This is a genomic window from Cutibacterium sp. KBN10P07758, assembly GCF_050286205.1.
Classification (GTDB): domain Bacteria; phylum Actinomycetota; class Actinomycetes; order Propionibacteriales; family Propionibacteriaceae; genus Cutibacterium; species Cutibacterium acnes.
Map to the genome: position 1 here is coordinate 665,774 of NZ_JBNNQV010000001.1, position 25,255 is coordinate 691,028.

At 60.6% G+C, this 25,255-nt stretch carries 22 protein-coding genes; 13 read left to right on the forward strand and 9 right to left on the reverse strand.

Annotated elements, in window-relative coordinates; genetic code table 11:
• Positions 1 to 100: 100 nt before the first annotated feature.
• Complete coding sequence (locus tag ACOYO3_RS03295) at positions 101 to 1,507, forward strand: hemolysin family protein (RefSeq protein WP_002515997.1); 1,407 nt, start codon at positions 101 to 103, stop codon at positions 1,505 to 1,507.
• Entirely contained in the window at positions 1,504 to 2,745 is a 1,242-nt protein-coding gene (locus ACOYO3_RS03300) for an aminoglycoside phosphotransferase family protein (protein ID WP_002516046.1), read from the forward strand. Before ACOYO3_RS03295 ends, ACOYO3_RS03300 begins: the two co-directional genes overlap by 4 nt.
• Before the next feature lie 125 nt (positions 2,746 to 2,870).
• Here the strand turns inward: ACOYO3_RS03300 and ACOYO3_RS03305 are convergent, their stop codons facing one another.
• Positions 2,871 to 3,092: a hypothetical protein gene (locus tag ACOYO3_RS03305; protein ID WP_002519606.1), complete on the reverse strand. Its 222-nt coding sequence runs from the start codon at positions 3,090 to 3,092 to the stop codon at positions 2,871 to 2,873.
• Between ACOYO3_RS03305 and ACOYO3_RS03310 the strand changes: the two genes are divergently transcribed.
• From ACOYO3_RS03310 to metG, 7 genes are all read left to right on the forward strand, one after another.
• Positions 3,001 to 4,071: a BMP family lipoprotein gene (locus ACOYO3_RS03310; RefSeq protein ID WP_156197726.1), complete on the forward strand. Its 1,071-nt coding sequence runs from the start codon at positions 3,001 to 3,003 to the stop codon at positions 4,069 to 4,071. The two genes, ACOYO3_RS03305 and ACOYO3_RS03310, sit on opposite strands and share 92 nt — an antisense overlap.
• A gap of 135 nt (positions 4,072 to 4,206) precedes the next feature.
• Complete coding sequence (locus ACOYO3_RS03315) at positions 4,207 to 5,796, forward strand: ABC transporter ATP-binding protein (protein ID WP_002516055.1); 1,590 nt, start codon at positions 4,207 to 4,209, stop codon at positions 5,794 to 5,796.
• On the forward strand, positions 5,793 to 7,064 hold the full coding sequence (locus tag ACOYO3_RS03320) for an ABC transporter permease (RefSeq protein WP_002516083.1): 1,272 nt from the start codon (positions 5,793 to 5,795) through the stop codon (positions 7,062 to 7,064). Before ACOYO3_RS03315 ends, ACOYO3_RS03320 begins: the two co-directional genes overlap by 4 nt.
• Complete coding sequence (locus ACOYO3_RS03325) at positions 7,061 to 8,419, forward strand: ABC transporter permease (protein ID WP_002517660.1); 1,359 nt, start codon at positions 7,061 to 7,063, stop codon at positions 8,417 to 8,419. The genes ACOYO3_RS03320 and ACOYO3_RS03325 overlap by 4 nt, the downstream gene beginning before the upstream one ends.
• Before the next feature lies 1 nt (position 8,420).
• Positions 8,421 to 8,834 (forward strand): cytidine deaminase, encoded by a 414-nt coding sequence (locus ACOYO3_RS03330; protein WP_002514731.1) that lies wholly within the window; start codon positions 8,421 to 8,423, stop codon positions 8,832 to 8,834.
• Complete coding sequence (locus ACOYO3_RS03335) at positions 8,831 to 9,733, forward strand: RNase H family protein (protein ID WP_002515996.1); 903 nt, start codon at positions 8,831 to 8,833, stop codon at positions 9,731 to 9,733. Before ACOYO3_RS03330 ends, ACOYO3_RS03335 begins: the two co-directional genes overlap by 4 nt.
• A gap of 82 nt (positions 9,734 to 9,815) precedes the next feature.
• A complete protein-coding gene (gene metG, locus ACOYO3_RS03340; RefSeq protein ID WP_002516002.1) occupies positions 9,816 to 11,621 on the forward strand; it encodes a methionine--tRNA ligase in 1,806 nt (601 codons plus the stop codon).
• Between the two features lies 1 nt (position 11,622).
• Here metG and ACOYO3_RS03345 read toward each other — a convergent pair whose 3' ends face one another.
• From ACOYO3_RS03345 to ACOYO3_RS03355, 3 genes are all read right to left on the reverse strand, one after another.
• Positions 11,623 to 12,255, reverse strand: a complete 633-nt coding sequence (locus tag ACOYO3_RS03345; protein ID WP_002516003.1) for a 3'-5' exonuclease — start codon at positions 12,253 to 12,255, stop codon at positions 11,623 to 11,625.
• 289 nt (positions 12,256 to 12,544) lie between these two features.
• Positions 12,545 to 14,197 carry an MFS transporter gene (locus tag ACOYO3_RS03350; RefSeq protein WP_002525118.1) on the reverse strand — a complete coding sequence of 551 codons (1,653 nt, stop codon included), beginning with the start codon at positions 14,195 to 14,197 and terminating at the stop codon, positions 12,545 to 12,547.
• Positions 14,198 to 14,277: 80 nt separating this feature from the next.
• Positions 14,278 to 14,928 (reverse strand): uridine kinase family protein, encoded by a 651-nt coding sequence (locus ACOYO3_RS03355; RefSeq protein ID WP_002519604.1) that lies wholly within the window; start codon positions 14,926 to 14,928, stop codon positions 14,278 to 14,280.
• 35 nt (positions 14,929 to 14,963) lie between these two features.
• On the opposite strand from ACOYO3_RS03355, the gene ACOYO3_RS03360 reads away from it, so the two are divergent.
• Positions 14,964 to 16,787, forward strand: a complete 1,824-nt coding sequence (locus ACOYO3_RS03360) for a class I adenylate-forming enzyme family protein (RefSeq protein WP_002519603.1) — start codon at positions 14,964 to 14,966, stop codon at positions 16,785 to 16,787.
• A gap of 31 nt (positions 16,788 to 16,818) precedes the next feature.
• Here the strand turns inward: ACOYO3_RS03360 and ACOYO3_RS03365 are convergent, their stop codons facing one another.
• Positions 16,819 to 18,495, reverse strand: a complete 1,677-nt coding sequence (locus ACOYO3_RS03365) for a phospho-sugar mutase (protein WP_002516528.1) — start codon at positions 18,493 to 18,495, stop codon at positions 16,819 to 16,821.
• Positions 18,496 to 18,521: 26 nt separating this feature from the next.
• Complete coding sequence (locus tag ACOYO3_RS03370) at positions 18,522 to 19,334, reverse strand: purine-nucleoside phosphorylase (RefSeq protein WP_002519602.1); 813 nt, start codon at positions 19,332 to 19,334, stop codon at positions 18,522 to 18,524.
• 188 nt (positions 19,335 to 19,522) lie between these two features.
• Between ACOYO3_RS03370 and ACOYO3_RS03375 the strand changes: the two genes are divergently transcribed.
• Positions 19,523 to 20,902 (forward strand): NAD(P)H-quinone dehydrogenase, encoded by a 1,380-nt coding sequence (locus tag ACOYO3_RS03375; protein ID WP_002525116.1) that lies wholly within the window; start codon positions 19,523 to 19,525, stop codon positions 20,900 to 20,902.
• Positions 20,903 to 20,940: 38 nt separating this feature from the next.
• Here the strand turns inward: ACOYO3_RS03375 and ACOYO3_RS03380 are convergent, their stop codons facing one another.
• Genes ACOYO3_RS03380 through ACOYO3_RS03390 form a run of 3 tightly spaced genes read right to left on the reverse strand, consistent with a single transcriptional unit; the run spans position 20,941 to position 23,782 of the window.
• Positions 20,941 to 21,663: a hypothetical protein gene (locus tag ACOYO3_RS03380; RefSeq protein ID WP_002519601.1), complete on the reverse strand. Its 723-nt coding sequence runs from the start codon at positions 21,661 to 21,663 to the stop codon at positions 20,941 to 20,943.
• A gap of 56 nt (positions 21,664 to 21,719) precedes the next feature.
• The gene (locus tag ACOYO3_RS03385) at positions 21,720 to 23,489 is read right to left on the reverse strand and encodes an acetyl/propionyl/methylcrotonyl-CoA carboxylase subunit alpha (RefSeq protein WP_002525676.1); all 1,770 of its coding nucleotides are present in this window, start codon (positions 23,487 to 23,489) and stop codon (positions 21,720 to 21,722) included.
• Between the two features lie 35 nt (positions 23,490 to 23,524).
• Complete coding sequence (locus ACOYO3_RS03390; RefSeq protein WP_002517673.1) at positions 23,525 to 23,782, reverse strand: hypothetical protein; 258 nt, start codon at positions 23,780 to 23,782, stop codon at positions 23,525 to 23,527.
• On the opposite strand from ACOYO3_RS03390, the gene ACOYO3_RS03395 reads away from it, so the two are divergent.
• Both ACOYO3_RS03395 and ACOYO3_RS03400 read left to right on the forward strand, forming a co-directional pair.
• On the forward strand, positions 23,744 to 24,256 hold the full coding sequence (locus ACOYO3_RS03395) for an NUDIX hydrolase (protein WP_002516550.1): 513 nt from the start codon (positions 23,744 to 23,746) through the stop codon (positions 24,254 to 24,256). The genes ACOYO3_RS03390 and ACOYO3_RS03395 overlap by 39 nt on opposite strands.
• The gene (locus ACOYO3_RS03400) at positions 24,253 to 25,251 is read left to right on the forward strand and encodes a magnesium transporter CorA family protein (protein ID WP_002525113.1); all 999 of its coding nucleotides are present in this window, start codon (positions 24,253 to 24,255) and stop codon (positions 25,249 to 25,251) included. Before ACOYO3_RS03395 ends, ACOYO3_RS03400 begins: the two co-directional genes overlap by 4 nt.
• Positions 25,252 to 25,255 lie beyond the last annotated feature (4 nt).

A 25,255-nucleotide genomic window follows, 5' to 3' on the forward strand; every position in this document is an offset into this window, starting at 1 on the left:
CTGAGCTCCTATTCTTGTCTTATGCACAACGATGACCGGGAGGGCGATAGTCACGCCACCTTCGTTATTGCCTCTGTGAAGAGAGGAATGGTGAAGGCCCGTGGCTGAGGTCTTTGAGAACGCCGCCCTTATTCTCTTGTTCATCCTCGTGGGCGGGGTGTTTTCGGCTGCCGAGATGGCGCTGGTGAGCCTCCGCGATTCCCAGATCAAGCAGTTGGCGGCGACCCGCGGATCTCGCGGTCGTTCCATTCAAAAGCTGCAATCAAATCCCAATCGTTTCCTTTCTGCGGTGCAAATCGGCGTCACCTTGTCAGGCTTCCTCGCCTCGGCCTTTGGTGGTGCGACGCTGGCCAGCGAGCTCGCGCCAGTATTCGAGTCCTGGGGAATGTCGGCGTCAGTGGCTGCAACGGTCGCCCTCGTCACTATCACGGTCATTATTTCCTACTTTTCGATCGTGTTAGGTGAGCTTGTAGCTAAGCGTTTGGCGATGCAGCGTGCAGAGGGATTCTCCGTGGCGCTTGGTCCGATGGTAAATGGCATTGCTACCCTGTTCCGGCCCATCATTTGGTTTCTGGGGGTTTCGACAGACCTTGTCGTTAAGATCCTTGGCGGTGATCCAACTGCGGCTCGCGAAGAGGTGACCGACGAGGAGATTCGTTCCATGGTCGTCTCCTCGGCGACGTTGGGGGACGAGGAGCGCACCATCCTTGACGAGGTCTTCGCCGTGGGAGAGAAGTCCCTGCGCGAGGTAATGGTTCCGCGCACCGAGGTCGACTTTCTGCAGGGATCAATGAAGGCTGTCCAGGCGGCTCAGGTGGTTCGCGACGGGTCCCATTCTCGGTATCCGGTTATCGACGGATCGGCGGATCGGGTGCTTGGATTCGTTCACGTTCGAGATCTGCTCGAACTCAACCCTCAGATTCGTACCAGTCGGGTATCCCAACTGGTACGTGCCGTCGTCTCCCTACCCGATACCGTCAAAGCGCTTAAGGCGCTGACCGAGATGCGTCGCACTAATGCTCATTTGGCGATTGTGCTCGACGAATACGGTGGCACGGCTGGCATCGTCACTTTGGAGGATCTCGTCGAGGAGATAGTTGGCGATATTACCGATGAGTATGACACCGTTGAACCGTCTGATCTGGCTCACGTCAGGCAGCGCGATATTGACGGCCTAACCACGCTCGAAGAGTTTTCCGACAAGGTTGGCCTGGTACTGCCCGAGGGGCCTTACGACACTCTCGCGGGGTATTTCATGGCTCAGACCGGTGAGGTGCCCACTAAGGGTGCCCAGGTCGACGTTCACCTCGATCCGGTTGGATACGTGCCCGATGAAAACGACGAGGATGTTGAACCCGATCCCAATATTGAGCTGACGGTTACCGAGGTTGATGGTCTACGTGCAGCGTGGCTGAGGATTCGTCGCTTAGATGCGCCTGGCGCGTCAACGGTGCCAGCGGGGACGTCGACAATCCCGCGCCCTGAGCGGGAGGCGGCAAGCGCGTGAGGAGGCGACCCGCATGGCTCGGCGGTCCCGGAAAAGATGCCGACGGAGCGGTCTTGCTGACTGGCCCGGAGGCCGGCGAGTTGTTGAAAGCAGCTGTCGGGCACGCTGGTGGAGGGCTCGTCGATTGGCACCTCGACCACGTTGACGCGAACCCTGGTCAGTCCACGACGGCGACCTATCAGGCTCGGGTGCAGTGGCCTGCGGGGGAGCGAGAAGAACTCTTCGGCATGAGTGCTCGAGCGAGTGGCCCGGCAGTGACTGATTCACGCGCTGACATTTATGTTGACGGATCCCGGGAGGTCGCCGTCTGGCGTTATCCTGACGACCCTGATCTCCCGGGACTTTCTCGCGCGGCGTACCCCGAACAAATGGCAGCCATCATCTCTGACCTTAACTTGGTTGGCGCCCGGGTGAGCGCCCAGCAGATCAATCTGCACATGATCGGATATCGGCCGCGACGTCGGGCGGTGCTGTGCGCTGAGGTCAACAATCGACGCTTCTATGTCAAGGTGTTGCGTGACGGCATCTTCCAGGCGACGCTGGCGCGCCACGACTTGCTGACCCGCGCGTCAGTGCCGAGCCCGAGGGTGGCCGGCGTCACCGAGGACAACCTGCTTTTTCTTACCGAATTGCCGGGATGCCCACTTAGCAAGGCGCTATTTGAACCAGGAAGTCCGTGCACCGCCGAGAGCCTTGTTAGTTTACTCGACCAGTTACCTCCGCAGGTGTGCGACCTTCCGCGCCGGTCACCGTGGAGTGAATCGGTTGCTCACTACTGCCGTATGGTCGCAGCTGCCCTGCCGGACCAGAGTGAACGGTTAGAAAGGATGGCCCAGATCATTACCGAGGGGCTGTCAGATGTGCCGGCAGGGAACGAACCCACCCATGGAGATTTTCACGAAGGCCAGATCCACGTGTGGAATGGCCACGTGTGCGGAATCCTCGATGTCGACACCGTCGGGCCAGGACGCCGGGCCGATGATCTCGCGTGTCTTGTTGCCCACCTGTCTACGGTGCAGCGTATGAATGTGCCCCAGGCCGATCGCATGCGGCAGATTTTGACAGCGTGGGTTCCGGTCTTTGATTCGCGGGTCGATCCGATTGAGTTGAGACTGCGCTCTGCGGCGGTCGCGATTTCGCTGGCTACCGGGCCTTATCGCAGTCAAGAGGACAATTGGCAGGCCGAAACCTTATCAATCGTTGACGCGGCTGAAGCGCTGGTCAATCAGGTGGCCTGAAGCCCGGTTCGCTCTATGGACCCGCTCGCCCTATGAATTGCTGGCGCCACCCAAGGTCGAGGCGATATGCTCCCGCTTCTTGGGGCCAGTTTGACCGTTAAGGTGTCGATTTCTCCACGAAGGGGTTACAGTTTTATGGCCCGATCGGCGACACATGCCCCACGGGTTTTCCACCGTTGGATCATCGTCTGCTCCAGGAGGCAGTCCGTGAAGAAGTTACACCTCGCTATTCCCGCCGTTTTCGCTGCCGCAGCCTTGTCACTGTCGGCCTGCGCGCAGGCTCCGGACGCGTCCACGGGCTCCTCGGCGGGTTCCTCCACGTCTGCTGCTGGGAAGGATAACTCCAACTCCGGTGAGTTTAAGGCCTGTATGGTCTCCGACTCTGCTGGTTTTAACGACAAATCCTTCAACGAGACCTCTCTTCAGGGTCTCAACAAGGCTGCGAGCGATCTCGGCGTGAAGACCGCCAAGGTCGAGTCGAAGGACGATAAGGACTACGCCACCAACCTGCAGTCCATGGTGGACGCCAAGTGCTCGATCATCGTCTCCGTTGGGTTCCTGCTCGAGAAGCCCACCCTCGCTGCTGCCAAAGCAAACCCGAACGTCAAGTTCGCCATCGTTGACGACAACCCGGCGAATCCTCCTGAGAACCTTAAACCGCTGATCTTCAACACTGCCCAGTCTTCCTTTGAGGCCGGCTACCTGGCTTCCGCACTGACCAAGACCGGCAAGGTTGCCACCTTCGGCGGCATGAAGATCCCGACCGTCACCATCTTCATGGATGGTTTTTCCCAGGGCGTTGACTACTACAACAAGCAGAAGCACAAGTCGGTTCAGGCTATCGGTTGGGATGTCAAGAAGCAGGACGGTCAGTTCGTCCCGCAGCCCAACCCGTTCCAGAACGTCTCTGGTGGTAAGGCTACTGCTCAAGCACTGCTCAACCAGGGTGCCGATATCATTCTGCCGGTGGCGGGCAATGCTGGAAACGGTGCGCTGCAAGCTGTGAAGTCCTCTGGCGGAAAGGCCAATGCCATCTGGGTTGACGGTGATGGCTGCAAGACCCAGCCGGCCTACTGCTCGAATATCATCACCTCGGTGTTCAAGGGCATGGATGTTGCCGTCTTCGATGCGGTTAAGGCTGCCAAGGACGGCAAATTCGATAACAAGCCGTACGTCGGCTCCCTGGAAGACGGTGGCACCGGCCTGTCCCCGTTCCACGAGTTCGACTCCAAGATCCCCGCTGACGTTAAGAACGAGCTGAAGGCGATCAAGGACGACATCAACTCCGGCAAGATCACAATCACCTCAAAGGCCCAGCCTAAGTGAGTCTGAGCGCGAACTCGGTTCGCTCAGCCGCTGTGCGGCCAACCACGTGAGACGACGACGCGCCGACTTCCTGTGGAGGTCGGCGCGTCGTCGGCGCACGCGACATCAGGGACCAGACGTGGAAGGATCTGCCCCGTGACCACCAACACCACCGTCGCCCCACCCGGTGACAATGCACCCCTCAAAGATGGGCTGAGCCTGCGCGGCGTCACGAAGAGATTCGGGACCCTCACGGCCAACGACCACATTGACCTCGACATCGTTCCCGGGCGAATCCACTGCTTGCTCGGTGAAAACGGTGCCGGCAAGTCAACCCTGATGAACATTCTGTACGGCTTGCTGCCTTCCGATGAAGGGCAGGTCTACATCGACGGGGTGGAGCAACACTTCGATAATTCCAAGCAGGCCATGGCGGCCGGTATTGGAATGGTTCACCAACACTTCATGCTCGTCAACGTATTCACGGTGGCTGAGAACATTGCGTTGGGGCGGGAAGAATCGACCGCTGGCATCCTGTCGATGCGACGGGCTCGCGCAAAGGTGCGCGAATTGTCTGATCGCTACCACTTTGACGTCAATCCAGACTCGGTCATCGAGAACCTGCCGGTTGGCGTCCAGCAGCGTGTCGAGATCCTGAAGTCCCTAGCCAACGACGCTCAGTACCTCATCTTTGACGAACCCACTGCTGTGCTTACCCCGCAGGAAATCGACGAGCTCATGGCTGTTATGAAGACCTTGCGTGACGAGGGCCGGGCCATCGTTTTCATTACCCACAAGCTGCGTGAGGTTCGCGCCATCGCTGACGACATCACTGTGGTCCGACGTGGCCGCATCGTAGGCAAGGCCAGCGCGGACCAGTCCGAGGCTGAACTTGCTGAGATGATGGTGGGACGGGCCGTCAAGCTCGTCGTCGATAAGGACGAGGCTAAGCCGACCGGTTCTCGCCTGGACATCAAGGACCTCACCGTGGCTGACGACCGCGGCTCAGTCGTTGTCGACGGCGTGTCATTGTCCGTTGCGGGGGGTGAGATTCTCGGCGTCGCCGGAGTGCAGGGTAATGGTCAGACGGAACTCGCTTCCTCCCTGCTTGGACTCATTAAGCCGACGTCGGGAACGATCCGCATTGATGGCAAGGACACCACGGGCGCGGCCCCCGCCAAGGTTATTGAGGCCGGACTCGGATTCGTGCCTGAGGATCGTCAGCGGGACGGTTTTGTTGGCGAGTTCTCCATCGCTGAGAACCTCGTGCTGAATCAGGTTGGCGCGTACTCCAAGCACGGTAACCTTCAGCTCAGGCGGATCGCTGACAATGCACGTGACCGTGTCGAGGAGTTCGACATTCGTACCCCGTCGGCTTCGTTGCCGGTGTCTTCATTGTCGGGTGGTAACCAGCAGAAGGTCGTGTTGGCGCGCGAACTTTCGCGTTCGTTGAGTGTTCTGGTGGCTTCTCAGCCCACCCGCGGTGTCGACGTCGGTGCTATCGAGTTCTTGCACAAGCGGGTAGTCGAGGAGCGTGACAACGGCACAGCGGTGCTCATCGTCTCCACTGAGCTTGACGAAATCGAGGCGCTATCGGACCGCATTGCGGTGATGTACCGCGGTCGCATCGTCGGCATCGCGCCGGCGGGAACTCCCCGCGATGTTCTCGGCCTCATGATGGCCGGATTCAGTTATGACGAGGCGTGTGACAGCGTCGCCAAGGGACACAAGGAGGTCTCGGAATGAGCACTGAATCCTTGAAGCCCGCTGCGTCGAAAGAGGCCACCTCTCCGACGGCAGCTACCGCTTCCCAGACTGAGGCTACCTCGCACCGTTCCTTCCCCTGGAATGATCTGTGGGTGACGGTCGCAGCGTTTGTGCTGGCTTTCATCGTCTCGGCCATCGTTATGGTGGCCGCCGATCCCGCGATCAACAAGGAGTGGAGCTACCTCTTCTCTCGTCCTGACGCTTTGAGTGACTCGTGGGCTCAGATTTCTTCGGCCTACGCGGCCCTGTTCCAGGGAGCTTTCGGATCCTGGCAGGCTCTTACTGCGACGACGGCCCAGTCGGCTCCCCTCATTTGTGGCGGCCTTGCCATTGGTCTGGGTTTCAAGGCTGGCCTGTTTAATATTGGTGGTCAGGGCCAGGCGATTGCCGGAGCAACATTGGCCGCTTGGGTTGGGTTTAATTTCCACTCGCTGCCGCTGCCGGTTCACCTGCTCTTTGCAGTGATTGCCGGATTCATTGGCGGAGCGATCTGGGGTGGCATCGCTGGCATCCTCAAGGCCCGCGCTGGTGCCAACGAGGTCATCGTGACGATCATGCTTAACTACATTGCTGGTGGTCTGCTGGCTTGGTTGCTGACGACCAAGGCCTTTCAGATGCCTGGCCGTACCGACCCGATCGCCCCTATTGTCGACTGGAACGCCACGTTCCCGCGGATGGCCGGATCTCAGTTGCACCTCGGATTCTTCCTGGCCCTGCTACTTGCCGTGGGCACCTGGTGGTTGCTTGATCGAACTCCTTTGGGCTTCCAGATCCGTGCGGTCGGATCCAATCCGAATGCCTCGGCTACCGCTGGTATGAATACCAACTCCATTATCGCGTGGACGATGATTATCTCCGGCGGCTTGGCCGGTATGGCCGGTGTCGAGGTGGCTTTGGGTCCGATCTCTGGTGCCACTCCAACTCAGCTGTCTATCGGCCTGGTCGGAACCATCGGCTTCGACGCCATCACGGTGGCTCTGTTGGGTCGTTCTAAGCCGCTCGGCATCGTTCTCGCTGGTCTGTTCTGGGGCGCTATGAACCAGGGCGGTTTGCGTATGCAGGCCATGACCCAGACCTCCTTGGACCTCGTTCGGGTCATCCAGGCGGTGATCGTCATGTTTGTGGCCGCTCCGATGCTGGTCAAGACGATCCTGCCCTTCCTCAAAACGCGCAGAGAAAAGCGCACTAAGAAACGTGACCGTGGGCCGGTCCCAGCCGACACCACCACGAAGGGAGCCCTGGCATGAGCCCAACATCGCGTTTTCCCCGGCCCACCACCTCTGATATCACCAAGATCGGTATCGAGCTCCCCGCTGAAGCCAGTGAGGCCCTCGATAGGGAACTGGAGTTTGAACAGGTGGAATCGCGTGAGGCCCGTACGCATCGACTATCCACGGGTGTACTCATCGGCATCATGGCGTTGGTGCTGTTCATCCTGGTGACCAAAACGTCAGGCGAAGCACACTTCGCCTTTACTGACGCCCTCGCCGGGAAGGAATTGGGCACTATGAGTGTGTCTGGGTTCCCAGTTGTGCTCGTCAGCGCTATCGCGTGTTTACTGGCGGCTGGGGCTTTCTTTATGGGGCGCAGCCGTCACACTCTCACGGTTACTGCCGGTGTCGTTGCCGGAATCGCCATCATCGTCGGGTTCCTGAGCTGGGCCGCTGCTGGACGTGGCTTGCCGTTCCAGGTCGCAGGCCAACTTCAGGGCACCTTGTCTGTGGCCACTCCGCTGGTCCTCGGCGCGCTGTGCGGCGTCATGTGTGAGCGTGCTGGCGTCGTCAACGTCGCTATCGAGGGCGAGATGCTCACGGCAGCCTTTGCGGCAGCCCTCGTCGGATCCATAACGAAGTCTATTTTTGCCGCCATTGTTGTAGGGATCGTTGCGTCTGTGCTGACTGCCGCGTTGCTGGCTGTCTTTACCATCAAATATTTTGTCGACCAAGTCGTTATGGGCGTGGTCGTCAACCTTTTTGCATCTGGTCTAACGGGCTTCTTCTACACCCAGTTGCTTTCTCCGAACGCCGAGGAATACAACACGGCACCGATCATGGAAGCAGTCGCGATCCCGGGGCTGTCGAAGATTCCGTTCTTTGGCCCGATTTTCTTCGACCAGACTGTGCTGGTATATATCGGGTTCCTCTGCATTCCGCTGGTGTGGTTCCTGCTGTGGCGCACTAAGTGGGGGCTGCGGGTCCGGTCTGTTGGCGAGCATCCCGAGGCCGCTGACACTGTGGGTATCTCGGTTGCTGGAGTGCGCTGGTCTGCAGTGCTCGTCGGTGGCGTTTTTGCTGGCCTGGGTGGCGCTTACTTCACGATTGGTACCGTCGGGTCGTTTTCGAAGGACATCACGGTGGGTAACGGCTTCATCGCTCTTGCCGCTCTCATCATGGGTCGTTGGCGTCCAGGTTTAGCCGCCGTCATGGCGCTGTTTTTCAGCTTCGTAACCCAGCTGTCCACCGAGCTGTCGACGATCAGCGCCCCGATGCCCTCGCAGTTCCTGCTCATATTGCCATACATTGCGACGATCGTCGCTGTGGCTGGTCTGGTTGGCAAGGTGAGGGCACCTGCCTCCGATGGCACCCCTTACATCAAGGAGTGACGTGGACGTCGACTGGGACGCGTTACGCTGTCGAGCTCACGAACTGACGAAACGAGCTTACGTGCCGTACTCCCACTTCCCAGTGGGAGCAGCCGGGCTTGCCGAGGATGGTCGCGTCGTCGTCGGATGCAATGTGGAAAACGCTGGTTATGGCGTCACCTTGTGTGCAGAGTGCGGGCTTATCAGTGACCTCGTGGCCGGGGGTGGTGGGCACCTTCTCGCCTTCTGCTGCGTGGACGCTATGGGTGAGACGATCATGCCGTGTGGGCGTTGTCGCCAACTGCTGTGGGAACATGGTGGCCCGACGATGCTCATCGACACCCCAGCCGGGGTGCAAACGATGACCGAGGTGCTACCGCAGGCCTTCGGCGTCGACAACCTTGATCGTGTCGCCAACCAGCAGGAGAAGTCATGATAGTGGCCGCAGCTGACGGGTCCTCCCTCAACAATCCGGGGCCAGCCGGCTGGGCCTGGTATATCGACGACGACACCTGGGCTGCCGGCGGCTGGCCACGCGGTACGAATAACATGGGCGAGCTCAAGGCTGTTCTCGACGTGTTGCGCGCCACTCGTGACGCCGACGAGCCACTGACGATTTTGTGTGACTCTCAGTACGCCATTAACTGCTGCACGAAGTGGATTCCGGGATGGAAACGTAAAGGATGGCGCAAACGTGACGGCAAGCCTGTACTCAACCGGGACCTCCTCGAGCCCATTGATGAAGAGCTCGACGGCCGTGACGTCACCTTTGAGTGGGTGAAAGGGCACGCTGGCCATGCTATGAACGAGGCTGCCGATCAGCGTGCTCGCGCTGCCGCCACGGCCTTCCGCGACGGCACCCCAGTCGATCACGGGCCTGGGTTCGGCAGGGTCGACCGCGATCCGCAGCCGCAAGAGGATGTGCCGAGACCTGGGAACGGTGATGAGCAAGAGCGGTTGTTTGATCTACCCGAGCGCCCTGCCACCCCTGACCAGGAGCTTATCGGCATCCTCACCGACAAGGAGCGCCGCTTCCTGGAGACCGATGCGATCGCCCATCGCAGCGCTCTGGAGGAGCTTGCCGCCCCTGACTTCATCGAACATGACGGGAATGGCCGACTGTGGACGCGAGGCCGGGCCTTGGCCGACATGCCGGTCCCCGAGGTGAGGGCCAGTATTGAGATTCTCGGAATGGTAAGGATCGGCCCACAGGATGTCCTGCTGCGGTGGCGGGCACGGGCAGGATCACGGGTAAGCGTGCGGGTTTCGCTATGGCATCGCGACCCAGATAGGGGCTGGCAGTTGAGATTCCACCAAATCACCCCGGTGCGCTGAAAAGTTGCTCGGGTCATGAATCACGATGACCTCGATCGGTACTTAGCATCGGCCTAGGCTGCTTCAATCACTGACGTCCTCGATGCCGGCTACCGATAGAGTTAACCTTATGTGTGCCAACGTTCTTGCCGCCGTCGCGTGGCCTTACGCTAATGGGCCTCGACATATCGGCCATGTTTCCGGATTCGGTGTCCCCTCTGACGTCTTTGCCCGGTACATGCGAATGTCGGGTCACCGAGTCCTCATGGTTTCCGGCTCGGATTGTCATGGCACCGCTATTTCAGTCAAGGCTGATCAGGAGGGCGTGACGGCTCAAGAGTGCGCTGAGAAGTATCACCGCATCATCGCGGCAGGCTTGCAGGGGCTCGGGTTGTCCTACGATCTGTACACGTCGACGCTGACCGACAACCACGCTGACGTCACCCAGGAGATCTTTACTCGCCTCCACGAAAACGGCTACGTCGTCAAGAGGTCCGAGATGGGGGCGTTCGAGCCATCGACCGGACGTACCCTTCCGGACCGTTACATTGAGGGCACCTGTCCGGTGTGTGGATACGACGATGCCCGCGGTGACCAGTGCGATAACTGTGGCCGTCAGCTCGACCCGGCCGACCTTATCGACCCCAGATCAAAGACCACAGGGGCCGCTCCCGAGTTTCGCGAGACCGAGCACTTCTTTCTCGACCTTCCTGCCCTGGCCGAGTCGTTGGCGTCGTGGATTGACACTCGCACCGATTGGCGTCCCAATGTCTTGAAGTTTTCCCACAACCTGCTTGAGGAGTTGCGTCCGCGCGCTATTACCCGCGATCTCGACTGGGGCATTCGCGTGCCAGTAGAAGGCTGGCAGGACAACCCGATGAAGTCGATCTACGTGTGGTTCGACGCTGTCATCGGATACCTGTCTGCCTCGATTGAGTGGGCGCGCCGTATTGGTAGGCCTGATGCGTGGCGTGAGTTCTGGAATGACGAGGATGCCCGTTCGTACTACTTCATGGGTAAGGACAACATTGTGTTCCACTCGGTTATTTGGCCCGGCATCCTGCTGGGTACAAATGGACGTGGTGATAAGGGTGGCGAGCCATCCGAGGAACTTGGAACCCTTAACCTTCCCACCGAGATTGTTTCCAGCGAGTTTCTGACGATGAGTGGTTCAAAGGTGTCGAACTCTCGTGGCGCCACCATTTTTGTCGGAGACTTCCTCCATGAGTTCGGCCCCGACGCCCTGCGCTACTTCATCGCGGTTGCCGGTCCGGAGAATCAGGACACTGATTTCACCTGGGAAGAGTTTGTCCGCCGGGTGAATTTTGAGCTCGCCAACGAGTGGGGCAACCTCGTTAACAGGTCGATTTCGATGGCGTTCAAGAATTGCCACGAGATTCCGGCTGCTGGTGAGCTGACAGACGCTGACCGTGAGTTGCTGGATGCCGCTGCTACTGGGTTTGACACCGTGGGCGGGTTGCTTGCCCACGCCAGATTCAAGGCTGCCATTACTGAGGCGATGAGGATCGTTGGGCTAGCTAATGCCTATATCTCTGCTGAGGAACCCTGGAAACTCAAGGACAACCCTGAGCGCCGTGACACCGTGCTGCATGTGGCTTTGCAGGTCGTGAGTGACGTTAACACCATGATGACCCCGTTCATGCCTCATTCGGCGCAGAAGATTTATGAGGCCCTTGGTGGCGAGGGTGTGTGGGCGGCCCAGCCTGAGCTCATTGAGACCGATGGGGCACCGATCCTCATGGGGGATTACGCCACCGAGCAGGCGTCATGGGGCCGTCATGAAATCGCGGTAGGTACTCCGCTGTCCAAACCTTCGCCCATCTTCCGGAAGCTTGACGCTAAGCTCGCCCAGACCGGTCCGCAATGGGCCCCGGTCAACCCGCAGTAAGTCAGCTTGTCTGCGCCCGTCTCTGTAACTCGCAGACGATGAGGGCGCAGGCTTCGGCGTCGGAGTCGGCTCGATGATGGTTGAGCTGGTAGTTCGGGGCACAAGCGTGAAGCACCGTGGGGAGCTTGTAGTTGGGTAACCCCGGGATGAGGCGCTGCGCTGTCCGGTAAGAGCAGAAGAACGGTGCGGGCAGGGTGGTGGTGCCGAAGTGCTCGTCGAGCTGTCGCCACACCCGGGAGTCGAAAGCGGCGTTGTGGGCGTATACGGTCGCCCCATCCACAAAGTGGGAGACGGTGTCGGCAATGTTGATCCAGCCGGGGGCGTCCGCGACGTCGGCTGCTGAGATGCCATGCAGATAGGTGAACTCAAACGAGTCCCACCCTTTGGGCGGACGGATCAGGGTGTTTAACCTGTCGACGATCTGTCCGTCAAGCACCTTCACCATGGCCACCTGGCAGGCCGATACTCCGCCCATTCGGTTGGCTGTCTCGAAGTCCACCGCGACGAAACTCGGCTCGGCGATCTGCGAGGGGGAGGGGACGAAGAAGGACCGACGCTGAGTCCTCCGGGTCGACATGAAGTCTGCCGGTGTGGCGTTGCTCGCGCCTCGGTTGGGCCATTTCTGCAACGCCATTTGTACCTCCGCTTTAACCCTCTTGCTTCCCTATCCGCGGAAAGCGACTGGCGTCAGAATAGTTCCCACCTGCGACACTGGCGATCCTCTACAGCGGCGTCGGTAGGGTTTGGTTGAAGTGACGTCGGGCAGTGGTGCTGTCAATTGAGGCAATGTGTTGGGACCGCCAGCAGCTCGAGGGAAATCGATCAGTGTGCCTGCTGCATTTACTGGAACGTTTCGGTGTAAATGAATGCAAGATACTTGGGAATAGGAGCTGTTCTCCTGTGGCGGTACCGTTATGGAGCTGCTAGCCGACCTGCCTGCGTGCCTCGTACCTCACCATGATCGCCCCGAGCAGACCGATAACCAGAAACAGCGACGACAACCCGATCGACCACGCTGCTGCGTGAGCGAAACCGGTCTCGAGACTGCTGATGACGGCACCGCGGGATTCACCGAGCGGGCGAAGGAAGGGGCTATTGGGGGACGCATTGCGAAGTCCTGGAATGGCCGAACCGGCTGAGTCCTCAGTGGTGTGAACGAGCTTGTCGAGGACTCTGGTCGGTACTGCGCTAATCGAGGCCACCGCGTCGGGAATGGTGTGGTTCATGGCCGATCCCAGCGCTGTCCCGGCGATGGCGGCGCCGAGGGCCGAACCCAGCTGACGCACCGTCGATTGGGTGGCCGATCCTGCCCCGGACTGGTCGGCAGGAATGTCGTGCAACACCGTCGAGGTCAGTTGGGCCGAGGCCAGGCCGAGCCCAACACCGTAGACAATGAGAGTAAGAACACTCAGCCAGGTGGATCCCTGCATACCGACGACCCAGGCCAGCAACCCGACGCCGATGACCTCGAGGGCCAGCCCGAGGACCACCACCCCGGTGGCACCCATCCTCGCGGCTAGGTGACGTGCCGACGCCCCGGAGAAGAATGCTCCCAAGGCCATTGCGGCGAGCACGATGCCAGTACGCACCGTCGAGAGACCAAGCGAGTTCACTAGGAACAGCGGTAGCACGAATGTGAGGGAAAACTCGCCGATGGCCACCGTGGCGGCAGTGAGATTACCCCAGGAGAACGTCCCTACCCGGAACAGAGTCAGGTCGAGTAGGGCGTCGCGGCCGACCTTGGCGCGGTGATGCTCCCAGGCGATGAATAGCATGATGAAAACCAGGCCGATAGCGATCGCCCACGGCACGGGGGACATCGACCAACTGGCCGGCCATTCCCACCCGAATATTTTGAAGGTTTCTTTCTTATCCCACCATCCCAGGGTGGTGGCCTCAATGAGCCCAAAGATGAGCAGGCCAAAGCCGATGGCTGAGGTGAGCACACCGTCGACGTCGACGCCTTTGTCAGCAGGTTTGCCGCGAGTCTGTGGCACCCATGCGGCAATTCCAGCCAGTACCAGCAGTCCCAACGGAAGGTTGACCCAGAAGATCCAACGCCATGACGCGTATTCAGTCAAGACTCCGCCCAGCAGTGGGCCGAGGGCTGCCATGCCACTCATGACGGCGCCCCAGATGCCGAAAGCGGCGGCGCGATCCTTGCCCTGGAAGAGCGAGTTCACTGATGACAGGGTGGACGGCAACACAAGCGCGCCTCCCACACCCTGGACGGTACGCGAGGCGATGAGGGAGCCAGGGCCCGACGCCGTCGCGGCCAGCAGAGACCCTCCGACGAAGAGGACCACGCCAGTCGCGAAGGTGGTGCGGCGCCCGATTCGGTCGCCGAGGCGACCGGCTCCGAGTAGGAGAGCAGCGAAGATGACGTTGTATATGGCGTTGACCCACTGAGCGTCGGTGAGGTTCAGGTTGAGGGCCGAAATCATCGTCGGTAGGGCAACACCGACGATTGTGCCATCCAAGATGATGAGGGAGAGCCCTGCGGCGAGGATGGCGAGGGCTTTCCAGCGCCCGGGGAAGGGCTGGGCCGCAGTGGCGGCGGAGCTGGCGTCTGACACGGCATTCCTTTCGACTTGTCGACATTACGAAGGCGATGGTCCATCGGCATCGACCAAAAGGTTGAAAACCTCTCCTACGTTCAGCCCATCAGAGCGGCGACAGTGGTACTTGCTCGCCTCATACTCATAGGCTGAAATCCCATGACGATCGCTCGTGACCGCAGAGCCGGTTCAGCCTGACATAAAGTGAGACCGCGACGGATCAGCACGGGTGGAGACTTACGGTGCTGTCGCAAATCTCGGACGAGACGCCGGGCAAAGTTCAGCCAGCGAGGTCGGTCCAACCAGATCGGTAGCACGTTGAGGCCCGCCTGCAGACATGGCTCCAGCAAGTCGGGGGCAAAAATTCCCTCCGCAACGACTGCCCGTGCGTCCCCAACCTCGACGACGTGGTTGCCGTCGGCTCGCGACCGTGAGATGTCATAGCAAGGGACGACGGTATGCCCTGTGGTGGCGAGTTCTCCGAGGGCTTCGACAGCGACCGGAAGATTCCAGGAGGAGACGTCGTCCCAGTCGACCATGTCGCGCACCATGGGTAGTCCGGGTTCGTCGTGATCTCGGTAGAAGTCGTCGAGGCGTAGCTCGGGTAAATCCGCCATATGAGTGAGACGGGATTTCCCGGATCCAGAGGGTCCTGCCAATAGGATGATCGTGCGCGCCACGGCTGCCGAGTCTATCGGGAACGTATCCGGAACGTACGCCGACTCGGCCCTTGCGAAAAAGCGGGGCATCCAAGCATCACAATGTCTGATGCTCTCATGGCTCCATGGGAGCCTCCTCAGCCCTCGGGCGTGAGTCGGCGCGGTTGGGCGATAAACAAAGGCCAGCGTCACTTATCACCCACCACGCTGAGAAGCTGACCGTGACCGGCGTAACGTGGCGATTACGTCTAAACGTTGGCAGAGAGGTTTCTTTCATGGGCTTTGATTCGCAGCCGCTGCGCGCATACGTTGAACACAACTTCACCTACGTGGCAGGGCTGGAGCGTAACCTGCACCGATTCGGCGACTCACCCGCCATGATCGACCCGGTGGCCGATCGCAGCTGGACCTATCGCGAACTGGCCGCCGACGTCGAACGCTTCGCCGTCGTGCTCTCCCAGCATGGTGTCGGTCCCGGGGACACGTTCGCCTTCGAACTGTTCAACACCTCGCAGTTCGCGATCTGCTATCTTGCCGCTCACCGTCTGGGGGCGGTGGGAACTGTCCTCAACTGTCGGCTCGCTCCCGGCGAGTTGGCCTGTGCCCTGCGTGATGCCCGCCCCAAGGTGCTGGTCTACGATGCCGAGGTCACTTCTCGAGTGCTGCCGGCACTTGAGGAGGTCGCTCCGGAGCGCGAGACCCCGACACCCTCGCTCATCCAGGTGGCTCCGGCTGGCACCTCACCGGACCTGCCCGACGGCGCCGTCGACTTCGACACCGCTTTGTCCCAGGCCGATGGAAGGGCCCCGGATCGTCCGTCGAATCTCAGCACCTACGACGAGGTCATCCGTCTCTACACCTCAGGGACGACCGGCCTGCCGAAAGGTGTCCCGCTGCCGTCCTTCGTGGAGGTCATGAGTGCGCACGATGTCATCATGCATTTCCCGCTCACTCCACAAGACCGCACCCTTAACATGACCCCGTGGTTCCACCGTGGTGGCCTGCACTCTGGCGGTCCTAACCCCACCTTCTACGTCGGGGGATCAGTGGTGCCGATGCGCGAGTTCGACGCCGACACCGTGCTCGACTGGGTGGGCCGTTACCAAATCACCTTCCTCATCGGCGCACCGACGGCCCTGGAGCGTCTGGCCCGCGCCCAGGAGAAAAATGCGCGTGACCTGTCGGGATTGAAGGGCATCGTCACTATGGGATCTCCACTCGACGCCGGTTCGGCCCGGCGGTATATGGAGGTTCTCACCCCCAATATCTCGAACGGGTACGGCACCACTGAGACCTTCTGGAACACCTTCCTGCGTCCCTTCGATCTGCCGGGAATGGCTGGTACAGCTGGTCGGGCCAGCACTGATGACGACGTCGAGGTGGTCAAGGTTTTTGACGACCGTATCGCTGAGCCCGACGAGCTGGCCGCCAAGGACGGCGTTGAGGTCGGTGAGGTCGCGATGCGCAGTCCCAAGTGCGGTATGTCCTACTCCGGCGAGACTGGCTCGAAGGATCCGAAGTTCCATGCCGGATGGTTCTACCCGGGTGACCTCGCGACTTGGGACGAGCATGAGTTCGTCACCATCGTCGGACGTAAAGACGAGATGATTATCAGCGGTGGTGAGAACGTGTTCCCAACCCAGGTGGAGTCCGTGCTGGAATCCCACCCGAGCGTCCTGGAGTCGATCGTGGTGGGTCTGCCTGATCCGGAATGGGGGCAGCTGGTCGTTGCCTACGTGGTGGCCGATCCTGACGCTGCTGCAGTGACAGCTGATGAGCTGGAGGCTCACTGCCTGGCTAGTGAGGACCTGGCCCGGTTCAAACGACCTCGCGCCTACCGCTTCGTTGACAAGTTGCCGATGACGCCGACAGGCAAGAAGAAGCATGTTGAGGCCACCGCTATGGCATGCCGGGAGGCCGACACATTCGTGCGTCCCCGTCATTACTGACGAGGACGCATCGTCCGGGTCGCAGGGACGCTCAGATTCCGAGAGCCTGGGACATCTCGTCTCGTAGGGTCGTCATGTCTGCGTCAAGACGGGCCTTGGTGGCTGACAGATCGGCGGCCGATTCCGCTGGGGTTGCGCGTACCTCGAGGTAGCACTTGAGCTTCGGCTCGGTGCCTGAGGGACGAGTGACAACGTGAACGCGAGGTCCGGTCAGCTCGATCGCGTTCTGCTGTGGTAGCCCGGACCCATTGCTGGGATCGTCGAGGTCGCAGACATCGACGCGATCACCTAGCAGGGTTGCGGGGGGCTGGTTGCGCAAGCGGTCCATGGCCTGGGAGATGATCGACATGGTGGTGACGCGCACCGCGAGCTGGGAAGTGCGGTGTAGACCATGGGCGGCCCAGATTTCGTCGAGACGTTCGGCGATGGTGGTGCCGGAGGCCTTGAGTTCACCGACCAGACGCAGGATCGTTGCCAAGGCGGTGATGCCGTCCTTGTCGGGTACGTGGGAAGGATCGCAGCAGTAACCAATGGCTTCCTCATAGCCGAAGACGAGTCCAGGTACACGGCCGATCCACTTGAACCCGGTCAAAGTCATGTGGTGCTTGCGTCCGGCAGCCTTAGCCATCCGTCCCAGACAGGTCGATGAAACCACCGAGTTGGCGTAAACACCGTCGAGACCACGACGCAGGGCATCGTCACCAAGAAGAGTGCCCAGTTCGTCGCCGGTAAGCATCCGCCAGTCCCCGTCAATAACGGCTGCTACGGCGCAGCGGTCGGCGTCGGGGTCAGAGGCGATAACGACGTCGGCGTCGTGCTTGCGGGCTTGAGCAATGGCCAGATCGATGGCGCCGGGCTCCTCGGGGTTCGGGAAGGCTACAGTCGGGAAATCCGGGTCTGGATTGAGCTGCTCGGTCACCCCGATAAATTCGGGTAAGCCAGCCTTCTCAACGAGACGACGCACGACCCGTGTTCCGACCCCGTGCATGGCGGTATAAACCCAGGTGACGTCGGGATTGGCCGTAGTCAGCTTGGCGGCGCGACAGACATAGGCATCAATGAGCTCGTCGCCGATGAACTCAATGTCGTCACCGCGAGCAATCGCACCCACGGGCTCTTCAGACACGACCTCGATTTCGTGGGCAATCTCGGCGTCGGTGGGTGGAACGATCTGGGAACCGTCCCCCAGATAGACCTTGTACCCGTTATCAGCGGGAGGATTGTGGGAGGCCGTCACCATGATACCGGCGACTGCCCCATAATGCTTGATAGCGAAAGCCGTCACCGGGGTCGGAATGGGGGAGTCGGCCAGCAGGGCGTGGAAACCTGCCCCGGCCATGATCTCGGCGGTATCGCGGGCGAAGACGTCAGAATTGTGACGAGCGTCGAAACCGATGACGACGGTCCCTCCTCGGCTGCTGTGGGAGCGCAACCAGGAAGCGAAACCGGCAGCGGCACGCTGGACAACGACTCGGTTCATGCGGGACGGGCCGGGACCGAGTGCCGCGCGTAGACCAGCGGTGCCGAAGGTCAATGGTCCGGCGAAGGCCGACTTCACCGCTGCGATGGCTTCAGCTTCACCAGACTGGGCGCGGACGAGCAAATCGGACAGTTCGGTGCGCGTGGCCTCGTCGGGGTCTTGGTCGAGCCAGGACTGAACTTCTGCGACGAGTTCGGGGCTAAGCCTTTCAGGGCGGGTGGTGGTCATGGTTCCTCGATGGGCTGTGGGATGGATCAGATGGCAGCCGTGATATCGGCGAGAAGGCTAGCTAGTCGAGGGGCGGCCTGCTTGCCAGCAGCGATAACTTCGGCATGGTCAAGTGGGGCATCAGTGACCCCGGCTGCATGGTTGGTGACCAGGGACAGCCCAAGTAGGTCGAGACCGGCTTCGCGGGCGGCAATGGCCTCAAGGGCGGTTGACATTCCCACAAGGTCGGCGCCGATGGTGCGAGCCATGCGAACCTCAGCTGGGGTCTCGTACTGGGGGCCGCGGAACTGAGCGTAAACACCGGTTGGAGTGCCAGGGGCAACCCTCTCGGTGACCTCCAGCAGGCGTGGGGTCCACGCCGTCGACATATCAATGAAAGTGGCGCCGCGCAGCGGGGTGGCACCGGTGAGGTTGATGTGGTCACGAATAGCGACGATGGTTCCCGGGCCCCACGACGGGTCTAATCCGCCGCAACCATTCGTGAGGATCATCGTGGTGGCACCCAGCGCGGCGACAGTGCGCACTCCGTGGACCACCGGCTCGACCCCACGGCCTTCATAAAAATGAGTGCGGCCAGTGAGCACAACGGCGGTCTTTCCGCTGGGCAGGGCCACGGCTACGAGGTCGCCGCCGTGTCCGGCAACAACAGGTGCAAAGAATCCGGGCAGTTCACTCAGCGGGATCCTCCCAAGAGTCGTGCCCAGGCGATCAACTCCAGCAGACCATCCTGAACCAAGGACGAGGCCCATGTCGACGCTGGTCAGAGATAGGCGGGAACGGATGGCATCGGCAGCATTGCGGGCGATGGCCTGGGGATCGGTGAACTCCGGTGACGTCATGGGGTTAACCCTAGAGGTTTTCGCTGTTTCGGGAGTGCCAGCCCTGGCCATGTGCTGCGATTTTCGTCAGCTGGGATAGCCGTTTGGGGTGTTCAGTGTCGAAATGCGTGATGAATCGAGGGTTTCCTCACACCGGAGATTTCTCTCGATGTCGACAGATGAGCCGTCGCGACTGAAAGAATGCCGCCATGACGTCTATGGTGATCATTGGGGCAGGGCCTGGAGGATACGAGGCCGCCAGCGTTGCAGCAGCTGGTGGCGTTGAAGTCACTGTCGTTGAGGAAACTGGTATCGGAGGAGCTGCTGTCCTCACCGACTGCGTCCCGTCGAAAACCCTCATCGCCACTGCGGAGGTCACATCGACCTTGCGCCGCGCAGCTGAGCTCGGATTACGTCACACCGAGACGTTCGAGGTTGACCTCGACGCCGTTAACTCTCGGGTGCGTCAGCTTGCTCAAGCCCAGTCTGACGACATTAGCCGCGGACTGGAGCGCAAAGGAGTGCGGCTGATCAGCGGGCGGGCGCGGTTGGCGACAGGTGCTCCTGGTCACCTGCATCGGGTTGTTATCAATGACGATGAGACAATCGACGCCGACATTGTGCTGCTAGCCACCGGGACCACTCCGCGCGAGCTGCCCGCGGCTCGCTGTGACGGGGAGCGCATCCTTACCTGGAAACAGGTGTACTCGATGCGGGAGGTACCCGAACACCTCATCGTGGTGGGATCTGGCGTCACTGGTGCGGAGTTCGCGTCGGCCTACGATTCGTTGGGATGCCCAGTAACGCTGGTGTCGTCACGCGATCAGGTTCTCCCCGGCGAAGACCCCGACGCGGCCCAGGTGTTGCAGCAGGTCTTCGAGTCTCGCGGCATGGAGATCTTGTCGCGCTCCCGCGCAGTGTCCGCGATCCGCGACGGGGACGGAGTCGTGGTCGGGCTGGAGGACGGCCGGACTGTTCGTGGATCCCACGTCCTGATGGCAGTCGGGTCGACCCCCAACAGCGCTGATCTCGGTTTGGAAGAGGTCGGTGTAGCTGTTGGTCCGCGCGGCCACATCACCGTCGACAAAGTTTCGCGTACCAACGTTCCGGGTATCTATGCTGCCGGAGACTGCACCGGCGTCTTCGCCCTGGCGTCTGTGGCAGCGATGCAGGGACGCATTGCGGTGTGGCACGCGCTGGGTCAGGCACTCCAACCGCTGGACTTGTCCTTGGTGTGTTCCAACGTTTTTACCTCTCCCGAGATTGCCACAGTTGGTGTGACGCAAACTGACGTCGATTCCGGGAAGGTGCAGGCAAGGTCGACTCGGCTGGACTTGTCGACGAACCCGCGTGCCAAAATGCAGGGGCTTCACGACGGTTTCGTCAAGCTTTTCTGCCGTCCAGCGACTGGCAACATCATTGGCGGAGTGGTCGTCTCACCGCGGGCTAGCGAGCTCATCCATCCCATTTCGGTAGCAGTAGCCGAACGCATACCCGTCGACGCTTTTCAGCATGACTTCACCGTCTATCCATCCCTATCGGGATCGGTTTCGGAGGCGGCACGCCGGTTGCAGACCTTCGTCGCGTGAATTCGCCCGTAGCCCCGGGGCGCGAGTATCCGGGCGGATCAGAAATCGTCAAAGAGAGCAGAGAATAGACCCAGCCCGACTAGGCCAAGACCGCCAACAGCGAGGCCGCTGATGACGGGGTCAGATTCGTAGCGGCGGTAGTATCCCTGTACCCACGGGGCATAGTCGGGGCCCGCCTGCCAGTAAGGCAGCTGGGCGCCATTGACGTCGACGGTACGAATCCATGGGGAACGACCCTGTTGAACGCGCTGGGCATCGGCGGCGCATGCGGGAACCTTGCGCGCCACCCCGCCGTCGGGCGAATACATGACGTCAGTCGTCGACGGGCCATGTGCCGGATCAAAGAAACACGGTGGACGCACCTCGGGGATCGGCTCACCGTTAGCGCGAGCTTGCACGCAGGCGATGGCGTGCCGCCCCTCCTCGAGGGTTTCAGTTACGAGCGGGATCGAGCGGGTGCTCTTGTCCTGGGCCATCAGTGTCTTGGCGCGGTCATAGCAATCAAGGGCCATATTCCAGTCCTTGCGACCGTCAGCCGATATATCCTTGCCAACCATTTCCATGTCGAGGTCTCGTAAGGCCTCGCCGAAGGTGGTGACGTCCTCTTCTGTTTCCTGCCGCATCTGGGAGACCTTGGCCTGAATGGCTTTCGCCCGCTGAGCCTCCAACTCGCGGGACTGACGCTGGGCACGCATAAGTGATGTTGTCGTCGCCACGAGCCCCACAAAGAAGAGGAGGAACAGCAGGAGGTTACCGGACATGATGACCAGAATGCCGCCTCGAAGCGACACTCACAAGCGAAACCATGTTCTGACCCTCACTCATCAATAATTTCACACACGACCTCACCTGAGGAGACCGTTGAGCCGACCATGGCGTTGAGGTTGCGAACAATGCCGCTGCGATGGGCAGCGATAGGCTGCTCCATCTTCATGGCCTCCATGACGACGATCTGGTCGCCTTCGTTGACCTCTTCTCCCTCTACGACATTAACCTTGATGATTGTTCCCTGCATCGGGCAGGCCACAGAGTTGCCGGTCGCTGCGGCGCGGCGACCGGCGCGGTTGCGACGGGTAGGTCGGTGAGATTTGGTGCTGGGGACCTGACGAGCGCCGTGCAAGGAGGCGGGGATACGCACCTCAACGCGTTTACCGTTGACCTCGACGACGACCTCACGAGGAGGCTCGGAATTGGCAGACTCGCCCAGAGACCCGGTGTATGGCTCGATCTTGTTGTCGAACTCGGTTTCGATCCAGTCGGTAAAGACGCCGAAGCAGCCGTCGGCGGCAGTGAAAGCCGGGTCGTGAACCACCGCCTGGTGAAAGGGAATGACCGTCGGCATGCCGTCGATGACGATTTCGTCGAGGGCGCGGGCAGCTCGAGCCAGGGCTTGCTCACGGCTATCACCAGTGATGATGAGCTTGCCGATGAGGGAGTCGAAGGCACCCGGCACCGTCATGCCGGAATGGTATCCCTCGTCCATGCGGACGCCAGGGCCGTACGGTGGCTGCCAAGAGGTGAGGGTTCCGGAAGCTGGCATGAACCCCATTCCGGGGTCCTCAGCGTTGATGCGGAACTCGAAGGAGTGACCGCGCAGCTGTGGGTCCTCGGGCGTCAGGTGACCGCCTTGGGCGACATGGAACATCATTTGCACCAGGTCGACTCCGGCCACTTCTTCAGAAACAGGGTGCTCTACCTGCAGCCGGGTATTGACCTCGAGGAAGCTGATTGTTCCGTCTTGACCGACGAGGAATTCGCAGGTTGCGGCGCCGACATATTCGGCCTCCTTGAGGATGGCGCGGGAGGACTCGTAGAGACGGGTCAGTTGCTCGTCACTGAGGAAAGGTGCCGGGGCCTCCTCGACGAGCTTCTGGTGACGACGTTGCAGGGAGCAGTCGCGGGTAGAGATGATCTGCACGGTACCGTAGTGGTCGGCGATGCACTGGGTCTCGACGTGACGCGGCTTGTCCAGGTAGCGCTCGACGAAACATTCCCCACGTCCGAACGCGGTGACGGCTTCACGAACAGCTGATTCGTAGAGTGGGGTGATGTCGTCCATCGAGTGGGCGACTTTGAGGCCGCGTCCACCGCCGCCGAAGGCCGCTTTAATAGCAAGCGGCAGGCCGTGTTCTTTCGCGAATTGGACGACCTCCTCGGGATCATCGACTGGATCAGCGGTGCCCGGGACGAGTGGCGCACCAACTTTTTGGGCGATGTGGCGGGCCTGTACCTTGTCGCCCAGGACGCGGATGGCATGTGGCGGTGGGCCGATCCATAGGAATCCAGCGTCGATGACGGCCTGGGCGAAGTCGGCGTTTTCGGAGAGGAATCCGTAACCAGGGTGAATAGCGTCGACCTCAGCGCGGCGGGCGACGTCGAGGATCTTGTCGACGTCGAGGTAAGTCTGGGCAGGGGTGACGCCGTTGAGAGCGAAGGCCTCATCGGCGAGTTTGACGAACAGCCCCTCAGAGTCGGAGTCTGCGTAGACGGCCACGCTGGTGATGCCGACGTCCTTGGCGGCACGGATGATGCGTACCGCGATCTCACCGCGGTTCGCGACGAGTACCCGCTTGATGGTCCTATCCACAGTTCCTCCGATCGGCTTTTGGGGACGGGACGCCCTCACGGCGAGTCTAAGGGGTTGACGTACGTCGCATGGTCATTGTCCATCTCTTCTTCCCCTCGCCACCGTGTAGCGACGTTGATGTGGGAGCCCTGGAAAATCTCGTTCTGGTTGCATGGATGGCAGTGGGAATCTTGCTGACTAGCTTTGCCATAAATAGGTGGGGTAGTCGTTGTGGGTAATCGGAGACGACGCGCGAGGCCGCTAGCCTGACCGTCATGGCGACACCACAGTTCATCCTGGACCTGAGACGTCATATTGGTCATGCGCCATTATGGTTGGCCGGCAGTAGTGCTGTCGTGGTGCGTGATGGCCCTCGGGGGCCTCAGGTGCTGTTGGTGCAGCGGGCCGATGACGGGCAATGGACGCCGGTCTGCGGAATTATAGAGCCGGGGGAGAGGCCCGATGAGGCCATCCTTCGCGAGATCCACGAAGAGACAGGGGTAGTAGCAGAGGTCGTCCGACTAGTTCGGGTTAACGTGGCTGCCCCCGTCACCTATCCCAATGGCGATCAGTGCCAGTTCCTCGACCACGACTTCTTGTGTCGGTGGGTGAGCGGTGAGCCCATGGTCGATGACGACGAGTCCAGCCATACCGGGTTCTTCAGCATCGACCAGCTGCCCCCGATGGTGCCGCGTCACCGTCGGCGCATCGAGACCGCGCTCAATCCTGCCGATACCGTCATCATGAGTTCGGACATGGTGAGCCCAGACATCCAGGAGGTCCGATGAGCCTTTCCCAATTCTCCTCCCGAGTGTGGCAGTACGGCAAGGTCATCGCAGAGTCGGTGCCTTTGGAGACCCTAAACGAGGAACTCTCCGATACCAGGACGCTTAGCTGGTACGATCTCACCGCTCCTGACCGTGAGGACATCGACATCTTGGCCGATGAGCTTAATCTGGACTTTCACACTGTTGAGGATGCCGAGGCTCCCGGTGAGCGCCCGAAGGTTACTCGCTATCCTGACCATCTCTTCCTCACGACCTACGCCGCGACCATTGGTGAGACCGATGATCCCAACAGTCGTTTGATCGTCTCGCGGGTTTCGGTGTGGGTGTTCGGGCACGGCGTCGTTAGCGTTCATCGCAACGATCTGCCAGAGATCGCGGAGGTACTCAACCGCCTCGACGCGAACCCGGACCTCGTCTCGAATGGGCCGATGGGTATCGTCCACGCTATTCTCGATGTCCTTGTTGACGGCCATTTCGATACCGTTCAGCATCTCGACGACGTGGTTGAAGACGTAGAGGACCAGCTCTTCGACGACTCCATCGATACCCAGCAGGTGCAACTTCGGGTTTACCGGCTGCGCAAGGAGCTGGTGCAGTTTCGTCGGATCGTGCTTCCGATGCGCGAGATCGTCTCGACGATTTGTCGTCCGAGTAGGGAAGCTGTTGCTGTTCCGCGTGTCCTTGAGCCTTATTTCAATGATCTTTACGATCACTCCATGCGGGTGTCAGAGTGGTCCGACTCCCTGCGGGACCTGGTGGCGACGATTTTCGAGACGAATCTTTCCATCCAGGATGCCAAGCTCAACATCGTCATGAAGAAGCTGGCGGGTTGGGCGGCCATCATTGCGGTACCGACCTTTGTTACCGGGTGGTTTGGTCAGAATGTGCCCTTTTTGGGTGATGGACGACCCTTGGGGCTATGGATCTCTGCGGTGCTGGTCGTTGCGTCGAGTGTCCTCCTGTATTTGGTGTTCCGTAGGGAGGACTGGATATAAGCAG